Annotated in this window: 44 protein-coding genes and 1 pseudogene; 3 read left to right on the top strand and 42 right to left on the bottom strand. The window is 34.7% G+C overall.

Annotated features, from left to right (window positions below):
* Positions 1-8 precede the first annotated feature (8 nt).
* From KXZ66_RS10095 to KXZ66_RS10085, 3 genes are read right to left on the bottom strand one after another with little or no spacing between them, the layout of a single operon-like run.
* Positions 9-527, bottom strand: a complete 519-nt coding sequence (locus KXZ66_RS10095; RefSeq protein ID WP_219144953.1) for a super-infection exclusion protein B — start codon at positions 525-527, stop codon at positions 9-11.
* Between the two features lie 36 nt (positions 528-563).
* Positions 564-743: a hypothetical protein gene (locus KXZ66_RS10090; RefSeq protein ID WP_219144952.1), complete on the bottom strand. Its 180-nt coding sequence runs from the start codon at positions 741-743 to the stop codon at positions 564-566.
* Between the two features lie 41 nt (positions 744-784).
* Positions 785-1114: a hypothetical protein gene (locus KXZ66_RS10085; protein WP_072692893.1), complete on the bottom strand. Its 330-nt coding sequence runs from the start codon at positions 1112-1114 to the stop codon at positions 785-787.
* A gap of 170 nt (positions 1115-1284) precedes the next feature.
* On the opposite strand from KXZ66_RS10085, the gene sspC reads away from it, so the two are divergent.
* Entirely contained in the window at positions 1285-1503 is a 219-nt protein-coding gene (gene sspC, locus KXZ66_RS10080; RefSeq protein WP_009967454.1) for an acid-soluble spore protein SspC, read from the top strand.
* Between the two features lie 280 nt (positions 1504-1783).
* Here sspC and KXZ66_RS22825 read toward each other — a convergent pair.
* The 8 genes and pseudogenes from KXZ66_RS22825 to KXZ66_RS10040 all read right to left on the bottom strand — a co-directional run.
* Positions 1784-1881: pseudogene (locus KXZ66_RS22825) on the bottom strand (hypothetical protein); the annotation flags it as partial.
* A 611-nt stretch (positions 1882-2492) separates the two neighbouring features.
* Positions 2493-2846 (bottom strand): hypothetical protein, encoded by a 354-nt coding sequence (locus KXZ66_RS10070; RefSeq protein ID WP_033884589.1) that lies wholly within the window; start codon positions 2844-2846, stop codon positions 2493-2495.
* A gap of 124 nt (positions 2847-2970) precedes the next feature.
* Positions 2971-3492: a dihydrofolate reductase gene (locus KXZ66_RS10065; protein ID WP_219144950.1), complete on the bottom strand. Its 522-nt coding sequence runs from the start codon at positions 3490-3492 to the stop codon at positions 2971-2973.
* Complete coding sequence (locus tag KXZ66_RS10060) at positions 3492-4331, bottom strand: thymidylate synthase (RefSeq protein ID WP_219144949.1); 840 nt, start codon at positions 4329-4331, stop codon at positions 3492-3494. The genes KXZ66_RS10065 and KXZ66_RS10060 overlap by 1 nt, the downstream gene beginning before the upstream one ends.
* Before the next feature lie 56 nt (positions 4332-4387).
* Positions 4388-4732, bottom strand: a complete 345-nt coding sequence (locus KXZ66_RS10055) for a hypothetical protein (protein ID WP_219144948.1) — start codon at positions 4730-4732, stop codon at positions 4388-4390.
* Positions 4733-4846: 114 nt separating this feature from the next.
* Entirely contained in the window at positions 4847-5062 is a 216-nt protein-coding gene (locus KXZ66_RS10050; protein ID WP_219144947.1) for a hypothetical protein, read from the bottom strand.
* Complete coding sequence (locus tag KXZ66_RS10045) at positions 5046-5351, bottom strand: hypothetical protein (protein WP_219144946.1); 306 nt, start codon at positions 5349-5351, stop codon at positions 5046-5048. Before KXZ66_RS10045 ends, KXZ66_RS10050 begins: the two co-directional genes overlap by 17 nt.
* Positions 5352-5355: 4 nt before the next feature.
* The gene (locus KXZ66_RS10040; protein ID WP_116316022.1) at positions 5356-5523 is read right to left on the bottom strand and encodes a hypothetical protein; all 168 of its coding nucleotides are present in this window, start codon (positions 5521-5523) and stop codon (positions 5356-5358) included.
* Between the two features lie 110 nt (positions 5524-5633).
* Here KXZ66_RS10040 and KXZ66_RS10035 point away from each other — a divergent pair, with 110 nt between their 5' ends.
* Positions 5634-6281: a VanZ family protein gene (locus KXZ66_RS10035; RefSeq protein ID WP_306989432.1), complete on the top strand. Its 648-nt coding sequence runs from the start codon at positions 5634-5636 to the stop codon at positions 6279-6281.
* A gap of 93 nt (positions 6282-6374) precedes the next feature.
* Here KXZ66_RS10035 and dutA read toward each other — a convergent pair whose 3' ends face one another.
* From dutA to KXZ66_RS09940, 19 genes are all read right to left on the bottom strand, one after another.
* Positions 6375-6803 carry a dUTP diphosphatase DutA gene (gene dutA, locus KXZ66_RS10030; RefSeq protein WP_219144944.1) on the bottom strand — a complete coding sequence of 143 codons (429 nt, stop codon included), beginning with the start codon at positions 6801-6803 and terminating at the stop codon, positions 6375-6377.
* Between the two features lie 71 nt (positions 6804-6874).
* The gene (locus KXZ66_RS10025; protein ID WP_087961104.1) at positions 6875-7237 is read right to left on the bottom strand and encodes a hypothetical protein; all 363 of its coding nucleotides are present in this window, start codon (positions 7235-7237) and stop codon (positions 6875-6877) included.
* Positions 7238-7279: 42 nt separating this feature from the next.
* On the bottom strand, positions 7280-7522 hold the full coding sequence (locus KXZ66_RS10020) for a thioredoxin family protein (protein WP_017697105.1): 243 nt from the start codon (positions 7520-7522) through the stop codon (positions 7280-7282).
* A complete protein-coding gene (nrdF, locus tag KXZ66_RS10015; protein ID WP_219144975.1) occupies positions 7519-8499 on the bottom strand; it encodes a class 1b ribonucleoside-diphosphate reductase subunit beta in 981 nt (326 codons plus the stop codon). Before nrdF ends, KXZ66_RS10020 begins: the two co-directional genes overlap by 4 nt.
* Before the next feature lie 34 nt (positions 8500-8533).
* Complete coding sequence (locus tag KXZ66_RS10010) at positions 8534-9046, bottom strand: hypothetical protein (RefSeq protein WP_160245171.1); 513 nt, start codon at positions 9044-9046, stop codon at positions 8534-8536.
* Positions 9047-9059: 13 nt separating this feature from the next.
* Entirely contained in the window at positions 9060-11159 is a 2100-nt protein-coding gene (gene nrdE / locus KXZ66_RS10005) for a class 1b ribonucleoside-diphosphate reductase subunit alpha (RefSeq protein WP_219144943.1), read from the bottom strand.
* Positions 11122-11517, bottom strand: a complete 396-nt coding sequence (gene nrdI / locus KXZ66_RS10000) for a class Ib ribonucleoside-diphosphate reductase assembly flavoprotein NrdI (RefSeq protein WP_219144942.1) — start codon at positions 11515-11517, stop codon at positions 11122-11124. Before nrdI ends, nrdE begins: the two co-directional genes overlap by 38 nt.
* On the bottom strand, positions 11517-11864 hold the full coding sequence (locus KXZ66_RS09995; protein WP_032721808.1) for a hypothetical protein: 348 nt from the start codon (positions 11862-11864) through the stop codon (positions 11517-11519). Before KXZ66_RS09995 ends, nrdI begins: the two co-directional genes overlap by 1 nt.
* 81 nt (positions 11865-11945) lie before the next feature.
* Positions 11946-12128: a hypothetical protein gene (locus KXZ66_RS09990; RefSeq protein WP_219144941.1), complete on the bottom strand. Its 183-nt coding sequence runs from the start codon at positions 12126-12128 to the stop codon at positions 11946-11948.
* Between the two features lie 40 nt (positions 12129-12168).
* On the bottom strand, positions 12169-12363 hold the full coding sequence (locus tag KXZ66_RS09985; RefSeq protein WP_198879061.1) for a hypothetical protein: 195 nt from the start codon (positions 12361-12363) through the stop codon (positions 12169-12171).
* Between the two features lie 19 nt (positions 12364-12382).
* Positions 12383-12517 carry a hypothetical protein gene (locus tag KXZ66_RS09980; protein ID WP_068947567.1) on the bottom strand — a complete coding sequence of 45 codons (135 nt, stop codon included), beginning with the start codon at positions 12515-12517 and terminating at the stop codon, positions 12383-12385.
* A gap of 13 nt (positions 12518-12530) precedes the next feature.
* On the bottom strand, positions 12531-12725 hold the full coding sequence (locus tag KXZ66_RS09975) for a DUF1653 domain-containing protein (RefSeq protein ID WP_257475335.1): 195 nt from the start codon (positions 12723-12725) through the stop codon (positions 12531-12533).
* Positions 12726-12757: 32 nt separating this feature from the next.
* Complete coding sequence (locus KXZ66_RS09970) at positions 12758-12949, bottom strand: hypothetical protein (protein ID WP_068947566.1); 192 nt, start codon at positions 12947-12949, stop codon at positions 12758-12760.
* A 33-nt stretch (positions 12950-12982) separates the two neighbouring features.
* Entirely contained in the window at positions 12983-13312 is a 330-nt protein-coding gene (locus KXZ66_RS09965; RefSeq protein ID WP_032721796.1) for a hypothetical protein, read from the bottom strand.
* A gap of 39 nt (positions 13313-13351) precedes the next feature.
* A complete protein-coding gene (locus KXZ66_RS09960) occupies positions 13352-13477 on the bottom strand; it encodes a hypothetical protein (protein ID WP_219144940.1) in 126 nt (41 codons plus the stop codon).
* Between the two features lie 13 nt (positions 13478-13490).
* Positions 13491-13838, bottom strand: coding sequence for a hypothetical protein (locus KXZ66_RS09955; protein WP_219144939.1), 348 nt, complete (start codon positions 13836-13838; stop codon positions 13491-13493).
* Between the two features lie 14 nt (positions 13839-13852).
* Positions 13853-14248: a hypothetical protein gene (locus tag KXZ66_RS09950; protein WP_219144938.1), complete on the bottom strand. Its 396-nt coding sequence runs from the start codon at positions 14246-14248 to the stop codon at positions 13853-13855.
* Positions 14249-14290: 42 nt separating this feature from the next.
* Entirely contained in the window at positions 14291-14473 is a 183-nt protein-coding gene (locus KXZ66_RS09945) for a hypothetical protein (protein WP_114523509.1), read from the bottom strand.
* Positions 14474-14567: 94 nt separating this feature from the next.
* On the bottom strand, positions 14568-14747 hold the full coding sequence (locus tag KXZ66_RS09940; protein WP_101502272.1) for a hypothetical protein: 180 nt from the start codon (positions 14745-14747) through the stop codon (positions 14568-14570).
* Between the two features lie 126 nt (positions 14748-14873).
* Here KXZ66_RS09940 and KXZ66_RS09935 point away from each other — a divergent pair, with 126 nt between their 5' ends.
* Positions 14874-15023, top strand: a complete 150-nt coding sequence (locus KXZ66_RS09935) for a YjcZ family sporulation protein (RefSeq protein WP_071579003.1) — start codon at positions 14874-14876, stop codon at positions 15021-15023.
* Between the two features lie 92 nt (positions 15024-15115).
* On the opposite strand, the gene KXZ66_RS09930 is transcribed toward KXZ66_RS09935, so the two are convergent.
* The 12 genes from KXZ66_RS09930 to KXZ66_RS09875 form a co-directional block, all read right to left on the bottom strand.
* Positions 15116-15328 carry a hypothetical protein gene (locus KXZ66_RS09930; protein ID WP_213416761.1) on the bottom strand — a complete coding sequence of 71 codons (213 nt, stop codon included), beginning with the start codon at positions 15326-15328 and terminating at the stop codon, positions 15116-15118.
* Between the two features lie 67 nt (positions 15329-15395).
* Positions 15396-15578, bottom strand: a complete 183-nt coding sequence (locus KXZ66_RS09925; protein WP_052475788.1) for a hypothetical protein — start codon at positions 15576-15578, stop codon at positions 15396-15398.
* A 12-nt stretch (positions 15579-15590) separates the two neighbouring features.
* Positions 15591-15818 carry a hypothetical protein gene (locus tag KXZ66_RS09920; protein ID WP_041056330.1) on the bottom strand — a complete coding sequence of 76 codons (228 nt, stop codon included), beginning with the start codon at positions 15816-15818 and terminating at the stop codon, positions 15591-15593.
* A gap of 39 nt (positions 15819-15857) precedes the next feature.
* Positions 15858-16223, bottom strand: coding sequence for a hypothetical protein (locus tag KXZ66_RS09915; RefSeq protein WP_032721780.1), 366 nt, complete (start codon positions 16221-16223; stop codon positions 15858-15860).
* Positions 16224-16225: 2 nt separating this feature from the next.
* Positions 16226-16444, bottom strand: a complete 219-nt coding sequence (locus KXZ66_RS09910; protein WP_017697085.1) for a hypothetical protein — start codon at positions 16442-16444, stop codon at positions 16226-16228.
* A gap of 19 nt (positions 16445-16463) precedes the next feature.
* On the bottom strand, positions 16464-17807 hold the full coding sequence (locus tag KXZ66_RS09905; protein ID WP_219144937.1) for a DNA cytosine methyltransferase: 1344 nt from the start codon (positions 17805-17807) through the stop codon (positions 16464-16466).
* A gap of 48 nt (positions 17808-17855) precedes the next feature.
* Positions 17856-18623 (bottom strand): DNA-methyltransferase, encoded by a 768-nt coding sequence (locus tag KXZ66_RS09900; protein WP_219144936.1) that lies wholly within the window; start codon positions 18621-18623, stop codon positions 17856-17858.
* A gap of 90 nt (positions 18624-18713) precedes the next feature.
* Complete coding sequence (locus tag KXZ66_RS09895) at positions 18714-19232, bottom strand: 5' nucleotidase, NT5C type (protein ID WP_032721774.1); 519 nt, start codon at positions 19230-19232, stop codon at positions 18714-18716.
* Between the two features lie 8 nt (positions 19233-19240).
* On the bottom strand, positions 19241-19738 hold the full coding sequence (locus KXZ66_RS09890) for a deoxynucleoside kinase (RefSeq protein WP_208476144.1): 498 nt from the start codon (positions 19736-19738) through the stop codon (positions 19241-19243).
* Positions 19738-19893 carry a tudor domain-containing protein gene (locus KXZ66_RS09885; RefSeq protein WP_041338484.1) on the bottom strand — a complete coding sequence of 52 codons (156 nt, stop codon included), beginning with the start codon at positions 19891-19893 and terminating at the stop codon, positions 19738-19740. Before KXZ66_RS09885 ends, KXZ66_RS09890 begins: the two co-directional genes overlap by 1 nt.
* A complete protein-coding gene (locus KXZ66_RS09880; protein WP_019712328.1) occupies positions 19886-20101 on the bottom strand; it encodes a YorP family protein in 216 nt (71 codons plus the stop codon). Before KXZ66_RS09880 ends, KXZ66_RS09885 begins: the two co-directional genes overlap by 8 nt.
* 32 nt (positions 20102-20133) lie before the next feature.
* Entirely contained in the window at positions 20134-20331 is a 198-nt protein-coding gene (locus KXZ66_RS09875) for a hypothetical protein (protein ID WP_041336515.1), read from the bottom strand.
* Positions 20332-20363 lie beyond the last annotated feature (32 nt).

Below are 20363 nucleotides of genomic sequence, written 5' to 3'. Positions count from 1 at the left end.
ATTTTATTTTAAATAATGCCCATTAACACCTTATCTGCTGGGGTTTGTAATAAAGTATCATTTTGTGATAAATACTCATACAACCAGTCTTCTATTAAATAAACGTGTTTTTTACAATCAGAATTACTTTCCTTTACTTTTTCAATTATCTTTTTGCTCTCTAGCATTTGAACGGCACTTCTTTCTGAATCATGAGAATAATATTTTGTTTTATACCAAATGAATCCATTCAAGACATCTTTTTCTCCACGTGTTAATGTTTTTAAATATTTAATCTTTCCTTTTTTAATTCTGATCAATTTTATTTTTAGCAAAACGAAATCAATGATTTTAAAAAACAAAAAAGAAAACAGCATACTGATCGACATTGCGACTAAAATGCCAAAAACAAATAATGCGTTATTATCCGTAAAGTTTTTCACTTGAAAAATATTAGTCACCCAGAGTCCTGATAATCCCCAAATTAGTAACCCGAACGACTGCCTAGGGGTACTATTTAACACTAATTCAAAAGTTTTGTTTACCAAGTTTTTTATCCTCCTTTTCTGAATGAAATCAACATGTTAAACAATCGCTTTTAAATCACGCTTGTATATTCTCTCGTAGCCCTTTACTTTATCACATAACTCATAAAATCCAATTTCATCGAATACCTCTTGTATCTCTTCTCTTGTTTCTAAATTCCATCCCAATTTCGGATCATTTTCATATTCACTGTCATCATTTAAAATAATTCTTAACATTGAATCATCACCTCTGTATAAAATTAAAATTTTAATTCCTCTTACCTTAGTTTAATAACATCAACTTTTGGTATGTCTCTTAACCTTGATACGTTATCGTGATAAATAACTCCAACAGTTTCACCTTGAAATTGCTTATCAATGAAATCTTCAACCTTCTTGAGTGCCACTCTAAAATTTCCTTTACGCAAAAAGCGGAATTCGATTTGTCTTGAACTTACAGTTAGAAATAAACCGATGTCTTCCTGTACCCCAGAGGAGAATCCCAATACTGGTTTACCCAATTGCATCTTGAAGTCAATTTCACAAAGTTTAATTAACATTCTTAAGGGAAACTTCTTGCTAAGAACTAATGAAAATGAATGTGACAATGTGTATCCCCCTATCTAAACCTATAATTAATTCCATGCTAATTTATGCTCCATGGCCAATAGACATTAAAATCACCCTCTCTTTGTAAAAACGTGTATAATCCCTGAAAAAGTCTCCATAATATGATTCAAACAAGCTTGTTTTCATTACACTTTAGGAGATGAATAAGATGGCTCAACAAAGTAGATCAAGATCAAACAACAATAATGATTTACTAATTCCTCAAGCAGCTTCAGCTATTGAACAAATGAAACTTGAAATAGCTTCTGAGTTTGGTGTTCAATTAGGCGCTGAAACTACTTCTCGTGCAAACGGTTCAGTTGGTGGAGAAATCACTAAACGTTTAGTTCGCTTAGCTCAACAGAATATGGGCGGTCAATTTCATTAATTTATGAGGGGAATTATTCCCCTCTCTTTTTTAAGTCTCTTCTCTAAATCCATACAGAACTAATGGTATTGTTTCCACCTCTTTTTATGTCACTAACTACTATTATTAAGCTCCTCGACTTGCACTGTGTAATGTCTGTACCATTTTATTGCCTCCTTTGATTAGCCACTCGATAAATTGTATTCTCTTTAAAATACAGATTTCATTTAGAATAAAGTCTAAAATACCTCTGCAGATCGACTTTAGTCATGCACAGTTACCTCTGTCGCCATCTCCGGACGCTGACGGAGACAGATGTAACTTCAGATAATTTGGCTCTTTGATGATCAATAATGTAGGTTCCTTGGCGACGACTTTACTGCCTTCTCTGGCTGCCATAAACGTTCCTCTAGTGTCGTACAAACCGGAGTCGTTACCGTATTCTCATCTCCAGGTATAACAACAACGTCTTGATTTGTTTTTGCATATTGAACTACGAATCTATAAGAATATGCTCCGCCAATAACGATATCTCCAAAACGAGATTTATAACCGAAATATTTATCATCCTTCTTTTCAAATACCGTATTCGCATTATTGATTACCGTTTGATTTACGTTTTCCATTCCGTCAGCCTCCTCGTTTTTAACTTCATCGACGATGACTTCGTATTCCCTTGATATTACACAATTAGAGTGCTCTTTTACGGTAATCGTACCGTAGATGTCTACTACGCTTCGTACCGTGTAGATATCGCCATTCTTATAGTGGCCTGATGACAATAGTACTTCCGTAATTAACACGCGCTCGTCGACTTTGGGGCGACGATTTTCTGTTACGATGACTTCGACGTCCTTTTTTCGGACGTACACCACCCCATCAGAACCATCGATTTTATACGAATCCTCCCACGTCCCTAACAAAGGAAAAATCTGACCGGTCATATCACCGTATTTACTAAAATTCCTTATAATACGGACATACTTTTTCGATTCCATTCCATCAACTCCTCAGATTTCATTTAATTGCTGTTTCAAATCAAAGAATTCATCATGAAGAACTTTAAATTTATCCTTATTTATGTATGCTTTTTCGTTAACCAGTTCAAATAGATTCAAATACTTTCTTTTATTTCTTCTAATAATTCGTAAAGCAATCGTGCAGCTAACCCATTCTTCATCTTCCAATTGGGTTAAGACTTCGCTTAATTCGAATAACAATTTAAGCTTCTCTTTGTTTTGCTGAGTTTCAAGTCTTAAAAGATCCCTCTGTTTTTCAAGCAGAGTTGTTTCAATTTGGTATTTCTTTTTCTCCAAGGCTGTTATCTTTTCATTTGCGTTATGTATTTTGTCTCCTACCTCCAATGAATCACCTCCTTAAAGTTTGAATAAAATAATAGTTTTATTAAAATGCATATTTTTTGTTTTTGTAATTTAAATAAAAAACTTTTATTTCATTATTCTTCTGTTATCATATTATACATATTTTTTAACTTTGTCTATAATTATTTTCAAAAGTTAGGAAGGAATAATTGCATTTGTTCTTTTCATCGGCTTCATTATGTTGTTTATTAGCCACTTTCCAATGATCATCTAACATTGGAAAATATGAATCTGCTTCTTTTGAGACTGAGTCAACAATTGTCAAATACACTTTATCAGCGTAGGGCAAGAATGCTTTGTATATCATACTTCCCCCTATCACCATCACTTCCTCATCAGTGTTAACTTGACCTTGAATGAGCTTTAAGACCTCCTCAATTGAATGATACACAAATGACGAATAATCTGGCTTAAAGTTCTGATCCCTAGTAAGTATAATATTCCTTCTATTCTGCAGAGGCTTACCTGTCATACCGATAATTGATTCGTATGTTGATCTTCCTTGAATACATATTTTCCCCTCAGTTTTTTCTTTGAAGTGTTTCATGTCAGCAGGCAAATGATTCAGTAATTTGTTTTGATATCCAATGGCCAGATTTTTATCACAGCAAGCAATCAGAGATAGCATTAAACCGCTACCTCAAATAAAAGCTTGTCCCCATGTTTATAGTTGATTAATTTGAAATCATCAATTGTAAAATCATAAAAATCTTTCACTTCAGGATTGATCCATAGTTCAGGTGCTTCAAACTGATCCCTTTCCATTTGGATTTTCAAATTGTCTACATGACGTGTGTACACATGGCAATCCCCAATGTTAAAGATATATTCACCAAGCTCATAACCAGTCACTTGAGCAATCATGCGCTGCAACAAATTGTACTGGAATACATTGAATGGATTCCCCAACGCCATATCATTGCTCCGTGCTCTTACCTCCAGATGGAGTTTCCCTTGTTTAACGTACCATTGCGTCTCGTATACACATGGTGTTAAGGCCATTGAGTCTAATTCATCAGGATTCCACAGCATTGTAATGTGTCTGCGTGAAGATGGATTGTTCTTCAATTGATGAAGAAGATAGTCTACCTGATCCACTTTTTCTCCATTTAGACTTCTGTTTTTCTTCCCCAACTGAAATCCATATGCATGTCCGATGGTGCCGTCTTCTTGTTTCCATTGATCCCAAATATGTACGCCCATCTTGTTTAAATCATTAACATCGTTCGATTTCAGCTGCCAAATCCAGAGCAACTCTTTAATCGCTGTTTTCCAGGCAACTTTTTTTGTCGTTAAAATCGGAACCTCTGAGTTGTCGAATCTCATTTGCTTACTAATCACGCTTAGTGTATGAGCAGGTGTTCCATCTGATTCCCACTTGGTTCTTACATCAAACTCTTCGTCTAAGATTCCGTTATTGATGATATCCTTTATAATTGAATTGTATTGTTTATCGAATTGAGTCATGATTCTCAGTCCTTTTGGAAATAGTATTTGAAAAAGCAAAGCATTAATTAAATATTTTATACGAAAATATCTGCAAAATAAAATACAACAAAAAGAAAATTCCCACAAACAAATAACAAGTAAAAATATGTATTTTGCTTAGTTTTTTCACCGTCTAATACATCTAAAACTTTAAACATACTAAGGACAACATAAATAAGTGAAACTGCTGTCCAAGCAAGCATTAGAATGTTATCATGCATAATTAATCCGATATAAGCCAAAGGGACAATGAAAGATATCCCCTTGAGTAAAGTAAACAGGTAAATCAAATTCTTATTTCGTTTCATATTTTCTAATGATGAATTATCGACCACATTCTTTACTTTTCTATACGCATTACCTTCTCCTCGAACAATCAATCTGACCTCATTAATGTTTAATGCAATTAGATAAGCTGCTAGAAATAAAGTTACATATGTTATAATAAACATCTCCTTATTTTATATTTGTCTTTTGATTTATTACTACTCTAATCAAGTGATAATTAAGCATTTAGGCGAGTCATGGAAATCATAATCCCCTACTTTAAATAAATTAGTCGGTCTTGATCTATTCACTCGGCTATGCTGGTCAGAGTTCCTCATTAATAAATCATCTTGCAGCATATTCTTATATCCATGTAAATTAATCAATTCATTTATTTCTTCGGGCGTACCCTCAAATTCAATACCATTAATATTTGATTTCATCCAAAAAGCTCCCCTTTAATTCATTCACTTGATCAGCAATGTTTTCTTTAATTGTATATGGCAACTGATCGATCCCTTTTCCAATTCGTTTCTGACCAGTTTTCCTGATTTTTGTTGTCATCTCTTTAAAACACTCTAAAGCAGTATCTGCAATTTCATCATATAGCCCCTGAATTTTCACTAATACACTTAAATACTCTTCGTCACCTTCTTCAAATAGTGCCAACCCTTCTTCAAGTTTATTGATCTTTTCAATACTCTTTATTATTTTATTTTTATCCTTAAACAATTAATCACCCACCCAGTTTATTTTGGTCATGCATCTTCATGAAGTTAGCTGCTGCCTTCTTGTATCTCAGGTCTTTCTCGTACTCAGCAACTTGTCTCATATGTTCAATAAATTCATCTTCAAGTCCTTGCAACTGAAGAAATCCAAAGCAAAGACCATTCCTATAAAGCATGTCGTCATATTTTGCTTGTAAAGCTCTTTCTTTGCTGTTAATGATCTCTTTCCTCCTTAAATATTAGATAAAAAAATCTGTGCCATCTCCTTTTCTCTAAATATGTTAAAATGAACCAAAAAGGAAATTGTGGTGTATTTATGCTAGACTCAGCTTTTTTCTTGCAATACTTTATGGTTCTTTATTTTTGCTTCATATTTTATAGACTCATTAGACGATTCCTTTACAAAAAAGGTCGGCTGCCAGTACATAAACATATCGTTATCCTCTGTTTATTGGTTTACTTTTTCAACTTGATAAGTGTTACACTTTTCCCTATGCCAATAGATGCTAATTTAATTAAGGATATGAAGGATGACACTTATATCCCTTTTGTATCAGGAAATAACTTTATCCCGTTTTACTTTTTTGTAGACGTTTACCATGAAGGACTGCAATATTATGTAATTAGATCACTTGGAGGAAACCTAATATTATTACTGCCAATTGGCTTGTTGTTTCCTTTTTTATTCGCGAAGTTAAATAACGTAAAAAGGATTTTGCTAACTGGATTTTTCATATCTCTATTTATTGAACTTATACAGCTTTCGTTTTCAGTGTATATAGGATCGATTTACAGAAGTTTTGATGTAGATGATTTAATACTTAACACCTTAGGTACTTTAATAGGGTATTGGTTCTTTTACATTTTAAGAATGCTCTATGAAAAATTGAGTTATCGTATTAAAAATAACTCGTCATCAATAAACATTGAATAATTTATGCATTCTCTCATATGATAATATGTACCTTGGCTGAAACCTCCATTGTTCAGATCACAGCATGAATACAGCCAAGGTTTTTAATTTTACTTACTTCGCCCCCGTTGAACCGTGTCCGCCACGATCTTCATTCCCCAAATGCTCAACCTCTACCAATTCAACTTCCGGCATTTTCTTCATAATTCTAAATTGACAAATCCGATCTCCCTTTTTAATCTCAGTATCACGTAATGCATAAGCAGGGAAGAACCAGAAATCGTTGTCTCCCTTATATGACTCATCGATTACACCCATTGAATTTGTTTGAATAACGCCAAAGTTTTTATATGTACTGGAACGAGGAACGACATGTGCTTCGTAACCTTCAGGTAGCTCCATTGCAACACCTAATGGGATAAGCTTAAATTCATCTTTTTTGATTGTTACATCTTCAGCTGCACGAAGATCAATCCAATCACCTTGCTCCATTTTGTTAATTCTTGTTTGTGTTTCATCTAAGTATTTGATTTTAATTTGCATTATGTAATAACCCCTTTTGTTTTTGGTATGTAAGTTCTTGTATTGCATTCTTCAGTTAAACAAACTGTTCATTATTGTTCGAACTTTGCCCTCAACTCTTCATATAGTTTACGATCATGTTCTTCTTTCTCTTTGAGATACTTTTCCCTTTTTGCCTCTTGCTTCTTTTTCAACTCATTCTCATACTCTTCCCACTCTGTTTCATCGATCACACCTTTTTCATGTAATTCTCTTTTCAGAGGGTGTAATATCTTCTTTGCTTCATAAGCGTATAAAATTCTTGTCTCATAGTCATCATCCCAACCAGCTTGTTGACAAGTCATAAACACGCCTCCATCCTTAGTAATAATTGTTGTTTGCTCACAAAACTGATTTGCCCAAACATAAGCAACTTCTTTACCAATTAATCCTTCTTGAGTTTCAATGAAATACATTTATTAGCTCCTTTTAATTTAAATTTGATTAAAATTACCCTTTTATCGTAATTCCTGTAGTAACTCATCAAGTTCATTAGGCTTAAAACCAACACTTCGGTTTACTTCTTCTCCTTGATCATTCAGCAAAATGGTTACCGGTACTCCCATAACGCCAAATCTAGACGCTACTTCTGGTTCCTGTGTAACGTCAACTGTCTCAAATTGAATATCTGCTTGTTCTAAGTAATTGGACACCATTTTACATGGATTACAATTAGGCTGCTCTAATTTAATTAATCTCATCGAATACATCCTCTCTCGGTAAAAATGAAATCTGAATCCCTTAATGGTTCAACCGTTGCTTTTTTGTACCCATTTCCTTTAGTTGAAAAGAAGTCATGAGATTTGGTCTTAGTGCTCAATCCATTAATAACAATTGGGTTAACGTCTTCTTCCTCAAACAGATGATCGAATCCCAGGTTGTTTAAAGCTTTATTAGCATTGTATCTGATGAATTTCTTAACATCAGGAGCTAAGCCAACTTGATCATAGACATCTTCTGTATACTCCAATTCATTTTCGTAAAGCTCCTGCAGTAAGTTTAAAGCCCATTCGTATAATTCCTTTTGCTTCTGTGGTGTTTGCTTCTTATAAATCTCCTGAGCTAACAATCCGACATATACGCCGTGTATCGCCTCATCACGGATAATAAGGTTAATGATTTCACCGCTTTGCATCAGTTTTCCTTGTCCGTAAAAGTAAAGTGGATAATAAAACCCTGAGTAGAAAAGAAAACTCTCTAGGAACACAGAAGCAACCATTCCTTTGAATAATGAAATGTCATCGTTTTTTTGAATTGACTTATAGATTGAAACAATTATTCCCGCTTTCTTTTGCAAAAATTTATTGTTTTTCACCCATTCGAAGACTTCATTGATCTGCTCGGTTGGAGCTAATGTAAGAAAGATGTTGCTGTACGACTTCGCATGGACAGCGTTCTCCATCATGGCCATGAAATTTAAAACTGCCTTTCTTTGATGTCCATCTACATGTTCAGCAATTATAGGCATCCCCGTATTCCCCTGCTCTGTATCAAGAAGCGTAAGTCCGGCCAGTACCTTCATATAAGTGTCCTGCTCATTTTTCCCAAGGTACTTCCATGTGAGGAGATCGCCGTTTAAAGCAATCTCTTCCGGAAGCCAGAACTGTTTCACGTTTTGGTTATAGAACATTTGGGTAAAATCGTCTTCATGCTTTGACCAGTTTGCAGCTGTGTAGATTGTGTTTGGCTTCGGCAATTATTCGTCCTCCTTTTTAAATCCAGTAGACTTCCTCTGCTACCTTTCTAGTATAAATCGCGTCTTCTTTATTTCTGAAATATCCTAAATATTTTGTTTTCTTATTAACATCTATCCTCGCTTCCCATTTCTTTAATCTACCATTCCAATAGACTCCTCTCTGTCCGCTTGTATTATTTGAAGGAACTCCTCTGTTTTGACTATTCTGAGCTGCCGTAACCACACGCAACGCCCATCTGCAATTATCTAAAGTATCTTGTAAAATATGATCTACCTGAACTTTTGAATCATTAACACCCATAATCCAACGATGTAATCGAACTTTTCTCCATGATCCATCCGTATTTCTTTTGTTACCTTTCACGTAGAAATTCTTTATACAATTATCCCAACTCGCATGCCACCAACCTTCTATCTCTTTTGCCTTTTCTAAGTCGTTTGTGGAAATCAAGGTTTCCAAAGACCCGTACTTCTTGCTTTCAATGAATATTGCGGTTGTATCGCCTCGAATTTCATATTGATTTTTCATAGTGAGATACCTTTTAAACTACACACGATAGGCATCCTTCTTGAGTTGTATCTTTTGTTCTAGCATAGTAGAGAGTTTTAATTCCTCGATGGTGAGCGTAGAGATCTATTCTATTCAGGTCTCTCGTTGTCATCGTATCTTTCAAGAACAAGGTAAATGAAATTCCCTGGTCAACATGCTGCTGAATCGTAGCAATAAGATCAACTACCTTGAACATGTCCATGTCATAAGCTTCTTTATAAAAGAACCAGTTCTGAGCTGATAAACCTGGCATCGGATAATAAGTCTTACTGTTACCGTAGGTACGTTCTTCAATTCGCTCCATAATTGGCATTACACCTGCTGTAGATGATTGGACATATGAGATGCTTCCCGTAGGTGCAATTGCCTGTCTATATGAATGGTACAGACCGTATTTCATTACATCCTCTTTAAGCTTCATCCAATCTTCAGTATTAGGAATATGCTGATCTCCAAATAGCTTTTTAACCTTTTCATATTGAGGGCTATAATCATTTGTTACGTACTTTTCGAAATACTCGCCTGATTTATAAGTCGAACCATCAAACTTGTAGTATGTCTCCCCTGTTTCTCGTGCAATTTCCATTGAACGTTGCAGAGAGTAGAAGTTAACCATCATAAAGTATGTATTAACAAAATCCTTAGCTTCTTCACTTTCATAAGCAATATTATTTTGAGCTAGAAATCCATGGAGGTTCATCTGCCCTAGACCAATTGATCTCATTAGTGTATTTGCTCTCGCAACTGCTGGAGCATTTACAATGTTTGTTTTCCTTGTGATAGTTGTCAGTGAGTCAATTGCTATTCTGACTGTTGAAGCAATTGATTGATTGCTCATTACATTTACAATGTTAATTGAGCCAAGATTACATGAGATATCTAAGCCAATTTCATCCTCTTTATCGTAATCCGTATAAACTGATACTTGTGACGATTGGAGGACTTCAGAACACAAATTTGAAAACTTCACTTTTGAAATATGTTCATTTGGATGCACTTTATTTACATTGTCAGCGAACATAATATACGGATAGCCAGATTCGCTTCTTAGAATGGCCAATTGCTCTAACAGCTTTCGAGTATTCCCTTTAGCTTTTCTAATCCTAGGGTTTTCAACAAGCTCATCATACATTTCATTGATGCTCATCTCATCAAGATACTGTCCATATTCCTTGTATACTGAGTGCGGATAGAACATGTAATAATCCTTGTCTTCCCTTGCAAGTTCAATAAATTTATCAGGAACAACTACACCAATAGACAGTGTTTTAACTCGGACATCTTCATCAGCACTTATTTTTTTGGTATCCAGGAAGTCTGTAATGTCTGGATGGAATACACTTAGATAAACTGCTCCCGATCCTTGCCTTTGTCCCATCTGATCTGCATATCTAAAAGCATTATCCAATAGTTTCATGACACCTACGACACCCTTAGTCGCATTCTCTACGTCTTTTATAGCTTCACCTTTAGCTCTTAATTTGTTTAGATTTAATGCTACTCCTCCACCTAGCTTAGAAAGCTGCATGGAGATATCAATGGCTCTAGAGATAGCATTCAAACTGTCATCCACTTCAAGTAAAAAGCAGCTTACCATTTCTCCTCTTCGCTTACGTCCAGCATTAAGGAAAGTAGGTGTTGCCGGCTGATACTCTTGTTTCATCATAGTATGTACTTCCTCAACTGCTTTCTCGTAATCCCCATCAGCACAATAGAGAGCTACAATTGAGACACGATCCTCGTACCTCTCCAGGATCTTTGTTTTATCATTTGTCTTCAATGCGTAGTCATTGTAGAACTTAAACGCACTCATAAAAGATGGGAATCTAAATTTGTAACTGTAAGCAATCTTATAAATTGATTTAATCTGTTCAAATGTGTATTGATCTAAGAATTCTTCTTCGTAATAATCATTTTTAATCAAGTAGTCCAGCTTCTCTTTTAGATCATGGAAAAAGACTGTGTTTTGATTTATGTAATCAACAAAGTAGCTATGAACGGCCTCTCTGTCCTTCTCAAATTGATACTTCCCATCTTTCTGAATCATGATCTCATTATTGAGCTTGATCCACTTTGGTATTGTGTTTGTCAATAAGTTGTACCTCCTGAATGAGCTTCTGTAAGTCTTGTTTCGTTCCACTAAGTTCAAACTTTAATAACAATGGTGTGTGGAACTTAGCTGAGAGCTTGTCTCCAGCTAAACCATAGTTATCACCCCAAACCTTGTTACCACTAACAACAACTCCTCTAATTTTATTTTTATTCTTTTTGATAAAATTCAAAGTCCTTTCAGGTACTTCCCCAAAGCCTATCGTATATGTAATATGTATGAACTCTTGAGTGATGATCGTATCATCAGTTATTTCAATTGCCTCAATGTCTAACTCTTGTTGCAACGCTTTTACAAACCTTCTTACATTGCCAGTTTTACTCTCATATGTAATGATCACTAATCGTTATATGCTCCTGTAATTAATCTTGTAGTTGCAGATTCAGCTTCATTTTCAACATGGTAATATGCTTCAGCTATTTCACTATTAATAGCTCCCATCTCAGCATAACCTTTGGCCATTTGAGCCTCATATGGAGACAACTCCTCTAATTCAACAGGGATATAGTTATCCTTTTGGCTTTGAGGAATAACCATTTGGTGTCCTTCTAAGTCAGTTGCAATAAGTTCTCCCTTAAATACTGTAAATGACTCACCATTTTGCATATGTATCTTCTTATTTTCTTTTGCTTCTTCCATAGTCACCAGATCATTACGCTTTACGTATAGCTGTCTAGCTGCCCCCATTTTACATCTCCTTATTATTTGTTTTTATTTTGAATAAAGCTGTGATTTTATCTAGATTTAATCCGTATCTTTTTGCCCTCCTTACTCTTTTTCAATCGTCCATCCGTTTAATCTTGCGTACTTTAATTTTCTTGAATATCTATGTTTCCACTCGTCCCACCTTTTCGTTTCCCCGAGCGTAGCGAATGGATCTTGTTTTTTCTGTTTTAAGAGAATATCACCAACCCATCTAGGAACTGACGGTTTATAGTTATTTTCCGACATCTATTCGTCCTCCAATTGTAAATTTCTGTATCTTCCTTTATTATTGTTTTGGCCAGCCCTCTCCAAGGAGCTTTTTAGCTTCATCAACATCTATGAATCTTTCAATTTTGTGTCTATAGTCATCGATCCATCGGTAAACACATACTGCATTTTCTTCAACTTTCATGACAGTGTACTGCTGCATAGGATCTTCTATAAGGTGAAGTTTCTGATCTTTATAAAATCCTTGAATCATTTAATGTCCTCCTCTTATTTTATTGAATTACTCTTACCTCATGTGGTACTCCACTTTCTTCTTGAGCATACACAGCATCATTATGAGCCTCAATAGCATCATCATAAGTATTAACAAGTGTTCCCATGCAATAAAGTCCATATTTTTTATTCATTTTCATCATCCTTTTAGTTTAATTTTTTGAATCTCTTAATCTCTTTACCATCAACAACCACTTTTCCAAGGAACATGTCTTTAGGTCTTGCCCAAAGAACTCCGTCATGGTCTTCATATGTAACCAGCTTTTCTTCTGTTTCAGTGTGAATAGCCTCTCCAATAACCTTGTAAATGCCACCTTTATAGTGTTTAAAATGACATCCGATAAAATCAAATGTGTCTATTGTAGCTTTCCTCCTTAAACTTCCTCTAAATGCAACACAAGAACATTTTTATATGGCTCTAATTGAATCTCATCCCTTGCTTCTTCACCATCAATCCTGAAGTTAACTGGTGTGTCGCCATAAAAGTCAAGTTGATCTTGTAATGCTTTAATTACATCACTTACTTTTGGGTTAATTAACTTGCCATTAATCTCATCATAAGCCACGGGCTTTCCTCCACTTTCTTTAAAATCATCCTTTTATCCAATTTCTTTATTTTCATCCTCAGTTAAATATTGAACAGTAAGTACAACCTTTGTTATTGGGGATTGAGAATTTTCAAACTCAACATTTGTTACTTTTAAAGCGAGGTAAAGGAATTCTTTATGTTGGTAAATAGATAAAAATAATGGGAAGGAACTTTTAAATCCTTTTTGAAGCTTTTTCAATTGACTATTGGTTAGATGAATAACTAATTTTTCATCCATTTCGGTTACAAAAATATCATTTAGCACTAAACATTCATCTGGCTCACACGGTAGCCACTTGTACAATCCCATATTATAAAATTTCAACTGTTCAATTTGCACTTTTATTTCCCCCTGTCAAATATCTTTAAAATAAAACTTTTATTTAGACTTATTGTCGTTTTGCAAAATGGTGTCAGCAGGTAAAGTTGTTACTTTCATTTCGCCGACTATTTCACCAGTTGATTTCTTTTTGAAAATAATCTTTGCAGCATTATCATTACTCACCTTGAGTGCCTCCTTAGATAAACAATGTGCTAACATACAGAACAATCAATACGAAAGCTGAATGAAGTAAAGACTTACCGGCTTTCTTGAAAATGTTCTCATCTTTTTCCTGATCTGACCGTTTTACACCTTTGACAAATACGTTGAGTAAAACACCAATAACAAATGCATGAGGTAAAGTGACATGGACATTTTGAATGTTGTATGTATCAATAAGCAAAGGATTTAACACGTGATTCAATCCGTAATAAACAATTAGTGACATAGTCAACGCTTCAACAAAAATAAGTAATCCAACTACAATTAACGAACCTGACCCAATAAAGAAACCGCTCCAAATATCTTTTGTATCCTTATTCAATAAAAATCTCTCCTTTAATTTTTAGTAATTAGTCTCTTCCACCAGGAAGTTTTTATCTGTCTTTGATTTTGAGTATCATTGTTTTTTGCTTTCTTATTATTGTGTTCTGCGCATTCCTTCAAGCTTTTTTCATCTACAATTGTCTTAATCACTCTGTCAGTTTGATATGTCCACTCATTATGTATGTTTCGCTGCCTGTCAGTCACTATGACATATTCATTAAGTCCAGGGATATAAACTTTACCTCCAACTTCTATAGGCTCAATATCTATATAACCCTCGAAGATTGGCTCAGTGTGAGTTACCTTACACACTGGCTGAGTAATCCACCTCTCTGTACCTGGGGCACGGTGTGAGTAATAACTTTCTTTCATAACCAATCCTTCAATCTTTGCTTTATGGCGTCCCACTTATTCACCTCCTTATAAGTCTCTTTAAAAATTGAATTTTATTTAGATTACTTCATAATGCGTTTGTGATATTCCATAATCATTTCCTTTGCAAAAAACCGTTCCAGTTTCTCGTGCAACCACCTCTTTAACTACCCATTCGCTTCCAACGGGATAGATAATGTGCCCCCAATAACCTTGCACTTCCTTTGTGACTCTAATTTTGTCTCCTTTTTTGGCACTCATATTGATTCTCTTCCACCCCATTATTTGTTTTGATTTGTCGTATACTGCGCTTGCCCGGGAAATTATGAATATTTCTTTGAGGTTTATTTCCCTTTTATAGATCCACCAACATCAGACCGTCTAACCCATACACCTTGTCTCTTTCAGTTAACTTTCCATTCTCTCTCATTATCTTCAATGCATTTTCTGCTTGTTTACGGTTTGAATAAATATGTGGGTGGTAACCATAAAGGTATTTCCCCTCACTCTTTGCAGCAATTACGAACATATTCATTTATCAACTCTCCTTATCTCTCTTAAATTTAGACAAAAACTTCATTTTTTCTTATATAGACTTAAATCCATGTCGAAATATATCGTTCCGCATATCATGTTCTATCTCCCTAAAGGAGGTGGAAATATGGGATTCTTCGGTGGATACTCTAACGGAAATAACGGTTACTCAAACGGTTATGGCAGCTCCTTCGCTTTGATCGTGGTGCTATTCATTTTGTTAATCATTGTTGGAGCTTCTTTCTTTGGTGGTTATCCAGAGGGTGTTCCAATCTAGTTTGGTATAAGCACCTCCCTGTTCGACAGACGCCATAAGAATTTTTTATGGCGTCTTTAATTTTGAAAACAAATCACGATAAAAGGAATATTTTATCCTCTTATTTTGTATTTGATATTTAATCCTAAATGTTCTAATGTCTTCTTAACACTTAAATTGCTGCATTCATTTTTCACTCTCTCGGAATAGCCCTTTGCACAACCTTCACAACAATTGAAGTCTTCGTAAGTTTTTTCATCGCTGATTCTAAGACAAATTGTTTTTCCGCTTATGTACTCTTTACAGATGTCACATATATGATTCATTAACACTCTCCTTCGCCTTTAATGTAAATTCATTATATACATATTATTTGTATTTGTCTATTGGTTTTTAAATAATTTCTTTAATATTTTTCAGCTTTGAAAAAACAGACATTATATCTTTATCACACCGCTCCCAAACACGCTTTTCTTCAGGCCTTAAAGTGTTTTCTAAATAAACATAGAGTTTATCTAATACTCCTTCGGCAGCATCAATGTCATCAATAACAAGATCTCTTACAATATCCTTAATGATATCCTCCCCTTATGAAAATATGGTTATTGCTTTTCCATTGTCATTTTTTATGTACGGAGAATGATTTCGGGCAAGATAGTTCCTTGACTTTCCTTCTCCCAGACTTACATTATAAATATCCCTTACCTCATGTACTTCGTATGCTTGTTCTTTTGCATGTTCAGGTGATAGCGCCTCAATAACTAGAGACGCATTTTCACCTTTGCTATCTTTACACCTTACATAATACTTTTTCAATAAACATCCCTTTATCCTTTCATTTTTTCTTGAAACAATTTAATGAATCAAGCCTTGATATGTATTTGGTTTAATATTGTGTAGAGTGATTAGGTTAGTTAACCGCTCGATTTCCTTACTCATCGCATAACATTGATCAACATAAAATTTCTTTGGCATAATCACAAACTGGCCATCTTTAAATCCTTCCGCACCGGCTTCTTGCATTGCTGCTGGAAAGATATCAATTAGACTCCCTTTTTTAAAGCTCTCAATATACTCATCTACTGAAATAGTGTGCAAAACCCTAGCTAATACTCCATTGGTCTTTTCATCGTTATGTACGTAAATACTTTGTGTATGTGGTTCAATAACTACAAAATCAAGAGCGTTTACCAAGTCAATTTTTTCTTGATCAGTTAGCATATTCACTCTCCTTTTAAATAAGATTTGAAAAACTCACTTAAGTTATCAGCCATAGCTGCAGCAACTTCAGAAAAGTATTTATGTCTTTTCTCCTCTGATTTCAAAAACTCAACTGTCGTTTCTGCAATTTCTTTAATCCTGTCTTCTTTGATATTTCCATTCCTAACACGCTCTTTAATCTCCTCTGTCTCTCTTTTTAAGGACTCAGGGTAACTTTCCAATCAATACACTCCTCTTATTTTACATTTGTTTAAAAGACAAATTTTGTTCAGATTCTTTATTAAAGTATGTATGTATTAATTCCTTGAATATTGATTCAAGCACAGTTACAGTAATTGAATTACCGGCTTGCTTATATAATTGTGAGTTACTTATACCTGCTGCAAAAGCTTTTTCAAAATCTTCATCATCGAAAGCTTGTAGCCTAAAGCACTCTAACGGTGTTAATCTTCTAATTCTGTATTTTGGATATTCTCCAACCGCTACCCCGTGTCTGTCAATTGTGTTTACTGTAAATGCTGGTTCACCGTCATCTTTAAATCTTCTTCCATTTTGTCGCTTCTCCCCCCTTTCTGGGGTTAATACTGGCCTTACCTCAACAACTGCATTTTGTTTTTGGTTCCTATTCAATCCTCTCCAGTCAGAAGCAGAAAGCGTATGAGATACAGCAAGTTCTCGTCCAAGCCCGCTTTTTCTGGAGTACTCAACTGCAATTTTCAGTCCCTCTCCTTTATTAGTGGTAATTGTGGGGCTTAATCCAGATGAATTATAAACATTTCCATTCATTCCATTACCAGAGGGATTAATATTACCTACTTGCTCAACAGTAAGATTTTCATTAAGTCGACTTGTAGACAACTCTTTGATCAAACTGTTTGTTTTATCTTCATTTAAGTAGTACTTTTCATCAACGTATTCTTCTAATAAATCTTTTAGCCTCTTCGTAGCAGCCGATTGAGCTGTCCATCTAAAATTAAAGCTTTTAATATCTAATTCTGCCAATCTCTGTTTCCCTTTTTGAAGTATATCCTTTCTTTTAAAATCCAAAGACCATTCTTCATTTTTAATTAAATCTTCTCTAATTCCAATTATGTAAAGTCGCTCCCTATTTTGTGGAACATTAAAGAACTTTGAATTAAGCAGCTCTAGGTCAATTCTGTACCCAACTTCACTGAAAGCTTCAGCCATAACATTTAATGTATTTCCTTTATCATGGTTGATCAACCCTTTAACATTTTCAAAAACAAAAAACTTTGGTTGCTTTTCCTTAAGAGTCTCAACGTATTGAAAAAACAATGTCCCTCTTGTATCTTCAAATCCCTTTCGATGGCCGGCTACACTAAAGCTTTGACAAGGAGATCCTCCAACTAAAAGATCAAATTCAGGTAGTTTTTTCTTATCAATCTTGCTTACATCTCCAAAATTTAATTGCTCATCAACGTTGTGAATTGCACAAAAAGATTTCACGGCATATTTATCAATCTCACTAAAACCAACCAGCTCATATCCAACCCCAATGTTTCTTAGTGCAGCTTCAAATGCACCGATCCCACTAAAAAGACTCATTACACGTAGTTTACTCAATAAACAACCTCCATATATTTTATTTTTACTCTAAATAAAATCGATCTTTTATTTAGTTGTTATGTAATCCTTTAAGCGTTCATTTGCAATATCACAATACTCTTTACTAATCTCTATTCCTATGTATTTCCGATTATTTAAAGCTGCCATCTTAGCCGTAGTACCACTCCCCATGAATGGGTCAAATACTATGTCTCCCTCATTTGACCAAGAAAGGATGTGATCTTCAGCAAGCTTTTCTGGAAATGTAGCTGGATGTTTAAAAGAAATTTTATCTTTCGAAGTCATATTGAATCCAATTTGATAAGAAAAGATATTGGATGCTACTTTTTCTTTAGATACAAAACCCTCAACCAATCTTAGTGACTCTGGTTCTTTTCCATCTGCCTGTTTGTTTTTTCTTGTTCTCCCTGTAAATTTTCTTCCGTAGCTTTTACAGGGAACCTTAATAGGGTTGAATGTTTTAAGTCCGCCCTTAGTTAATATAAAAATGTATTCAAAACATTGAGAATACCTTTTCGGGGGATTTCCTGCACCGCCAAATACATTTTTTTTATGATAAATCATTGTATCATGTAGGTTAAAACCTATCTCTTTAAAATACAATGCTTGCTTAAAACTTGTGCCTGACTCGGATCCGTTATGTGTTTTATCTCCTACAACCCAAACAACTACTCCACCCTCTTTTGTTACCCTATACAATTCTTGAGCAGTTTCCTCAAAGTTAAATGAATATCCGTTGTAATTTCTTAAGTCATCATAAGGAGGAGAAGTCACTGTTAAGTCGATAGTGCAATCACCGATATTCTCTTTCATAAACTGAATACAATCATTATTATGTATTTTGTTTAGTAATAAATTCTCTCCGTTTATATCCAGCTCTCCTTTCTCTATAAAAGAGATATTTTAAAGTAATTTTCGTTCAATCTCTTCCCAGTTCATAACACGAATAAATCTGTTGTCATTCCTGTTATGGGGAGCATCAAATAGAATCTTCATTCCTTCAAATGATTCTAAGTTATGTATTCCGTCATCTATCATGATGTCTGCTTTAATTATGCTTTTATTGCCACAAAGCACTACATTGCTATGTGGGATAAATGAAAAATGCTCAGTAAGCCATTCAAGCTTTGCTTTAAGGGACTCTGGATGGTTTGTTGCAGTAGTCACAACATATACTTCATATTTCTTCATCAGCTCTTTTACTACTCTTTGGCTGCCTTCTATAACATCAAGATTTCTGAACAAATTGTAATCTAAATGTCTATAAACATTATTGTTGGTATTTGTATATTTTTTTATATCCCAGCACAGGATGTCCTCCTCTTTGAGAAAAGGATCATCGTGTGTGTTAATGTTAGCTACCCAATCACTTAGTAAATCAGCTAATACCTGATCCATGTCAATTGCAATTACTTTTTTCATAAATTCCCCTATTCCACTAAAAAGATTATGTCTTTAGCAATTTCGTCACTTGACCATTGTCCAGTATCCCATGAATATGTATGTAATCCCGCATTGCTCATAACTTCTCTATACAACTCTAAAATTGAATCAATGTCTTTTCCTTCTATATACTCATCTCCCCGTACGTTTAACCGTTCCTTAATAATGCTTGGATCAGCATGTAAGTATACAACCTTCGTTTTTGCTTTAATTTTATCCTCAATAAATCTAAGCTGTTGCTCTGTAAGGATCGAGTAATCTTTGAATTTCTTTGCATATACCAAGTTAGAATAAACAAACCTGTCAATAATCACATTGTCTTCGTCAGCCAATTTGTTGAAGTGCTCAAATAATTTCTCATTCCCGCTTGTGGCCAACTCAAAGCTTGAACCTTTGATAATTGGGTACTTCAGTTCTTTGCTAAGCTTTGCTGCAACTGTTGATTTAAAGCAGCAATCAGGCCCCTCCAAGATAATTAATGCCATTAATCCTCCACCTTTCTTATTTTATGAAATCCAACAACCTGATAAGTACCGTCAGGATACTTCACTTCTACCTGGTTGTATCGGTAATCAACTTTCGCAACAGCTCCAATCTCATCTGTAAAATCAACAATTACCTTTTGACCTTTTCTAAACATAAGTTAATCCTCCCTTTAGTGGCGTTAATTCATGTTCTTTAAAGTAAGTAATGTCACCTGTTTCATCGCTAACTGCATAGTCATATGTAGCTGAATGTAAATGCTCGATAATCTTTCCTTTTCTCCCCACATGATGTGGGCATCCGTATCGTGCATTATTGTTAATTTCTACAGCTAGCCCAACAGGATAACTCCAGTATTTAGGCAATTTAATACCACCTCCCCTCAATAAAAAACCTCTTAATCTTCTGTTACTATTCTAGAAACCTGTTTTTCATTAAACCCAAGGGACGACAAGAACCTCTTAAAATCATCTAACAACAATCCAGGGATTTCCCCTTTATGTTCTTCAATAATCGACGGTTTATAAGTCTTATTTAATTTGGTTACCTGTCCATATTCGTCTGTGAATGACATTTCAATTTGAATACACTTCAATTATCTCACCCTATTTTTTAATTTTGTCTTGA

Origin of the sequence: Bacillus sp. LJBS17, from assembly GCF_019334685.1 — a bacterium.
GTDB lineage: Bacteria > Bacillota > Bacilli > Bacillales > Bacillaceae > Bacillus > Bacillus subtilis.
Note: the sequence above shows the minus strand (reverse complement) of the source record. Positions and strands in the feature narration are given on the sequence as shown.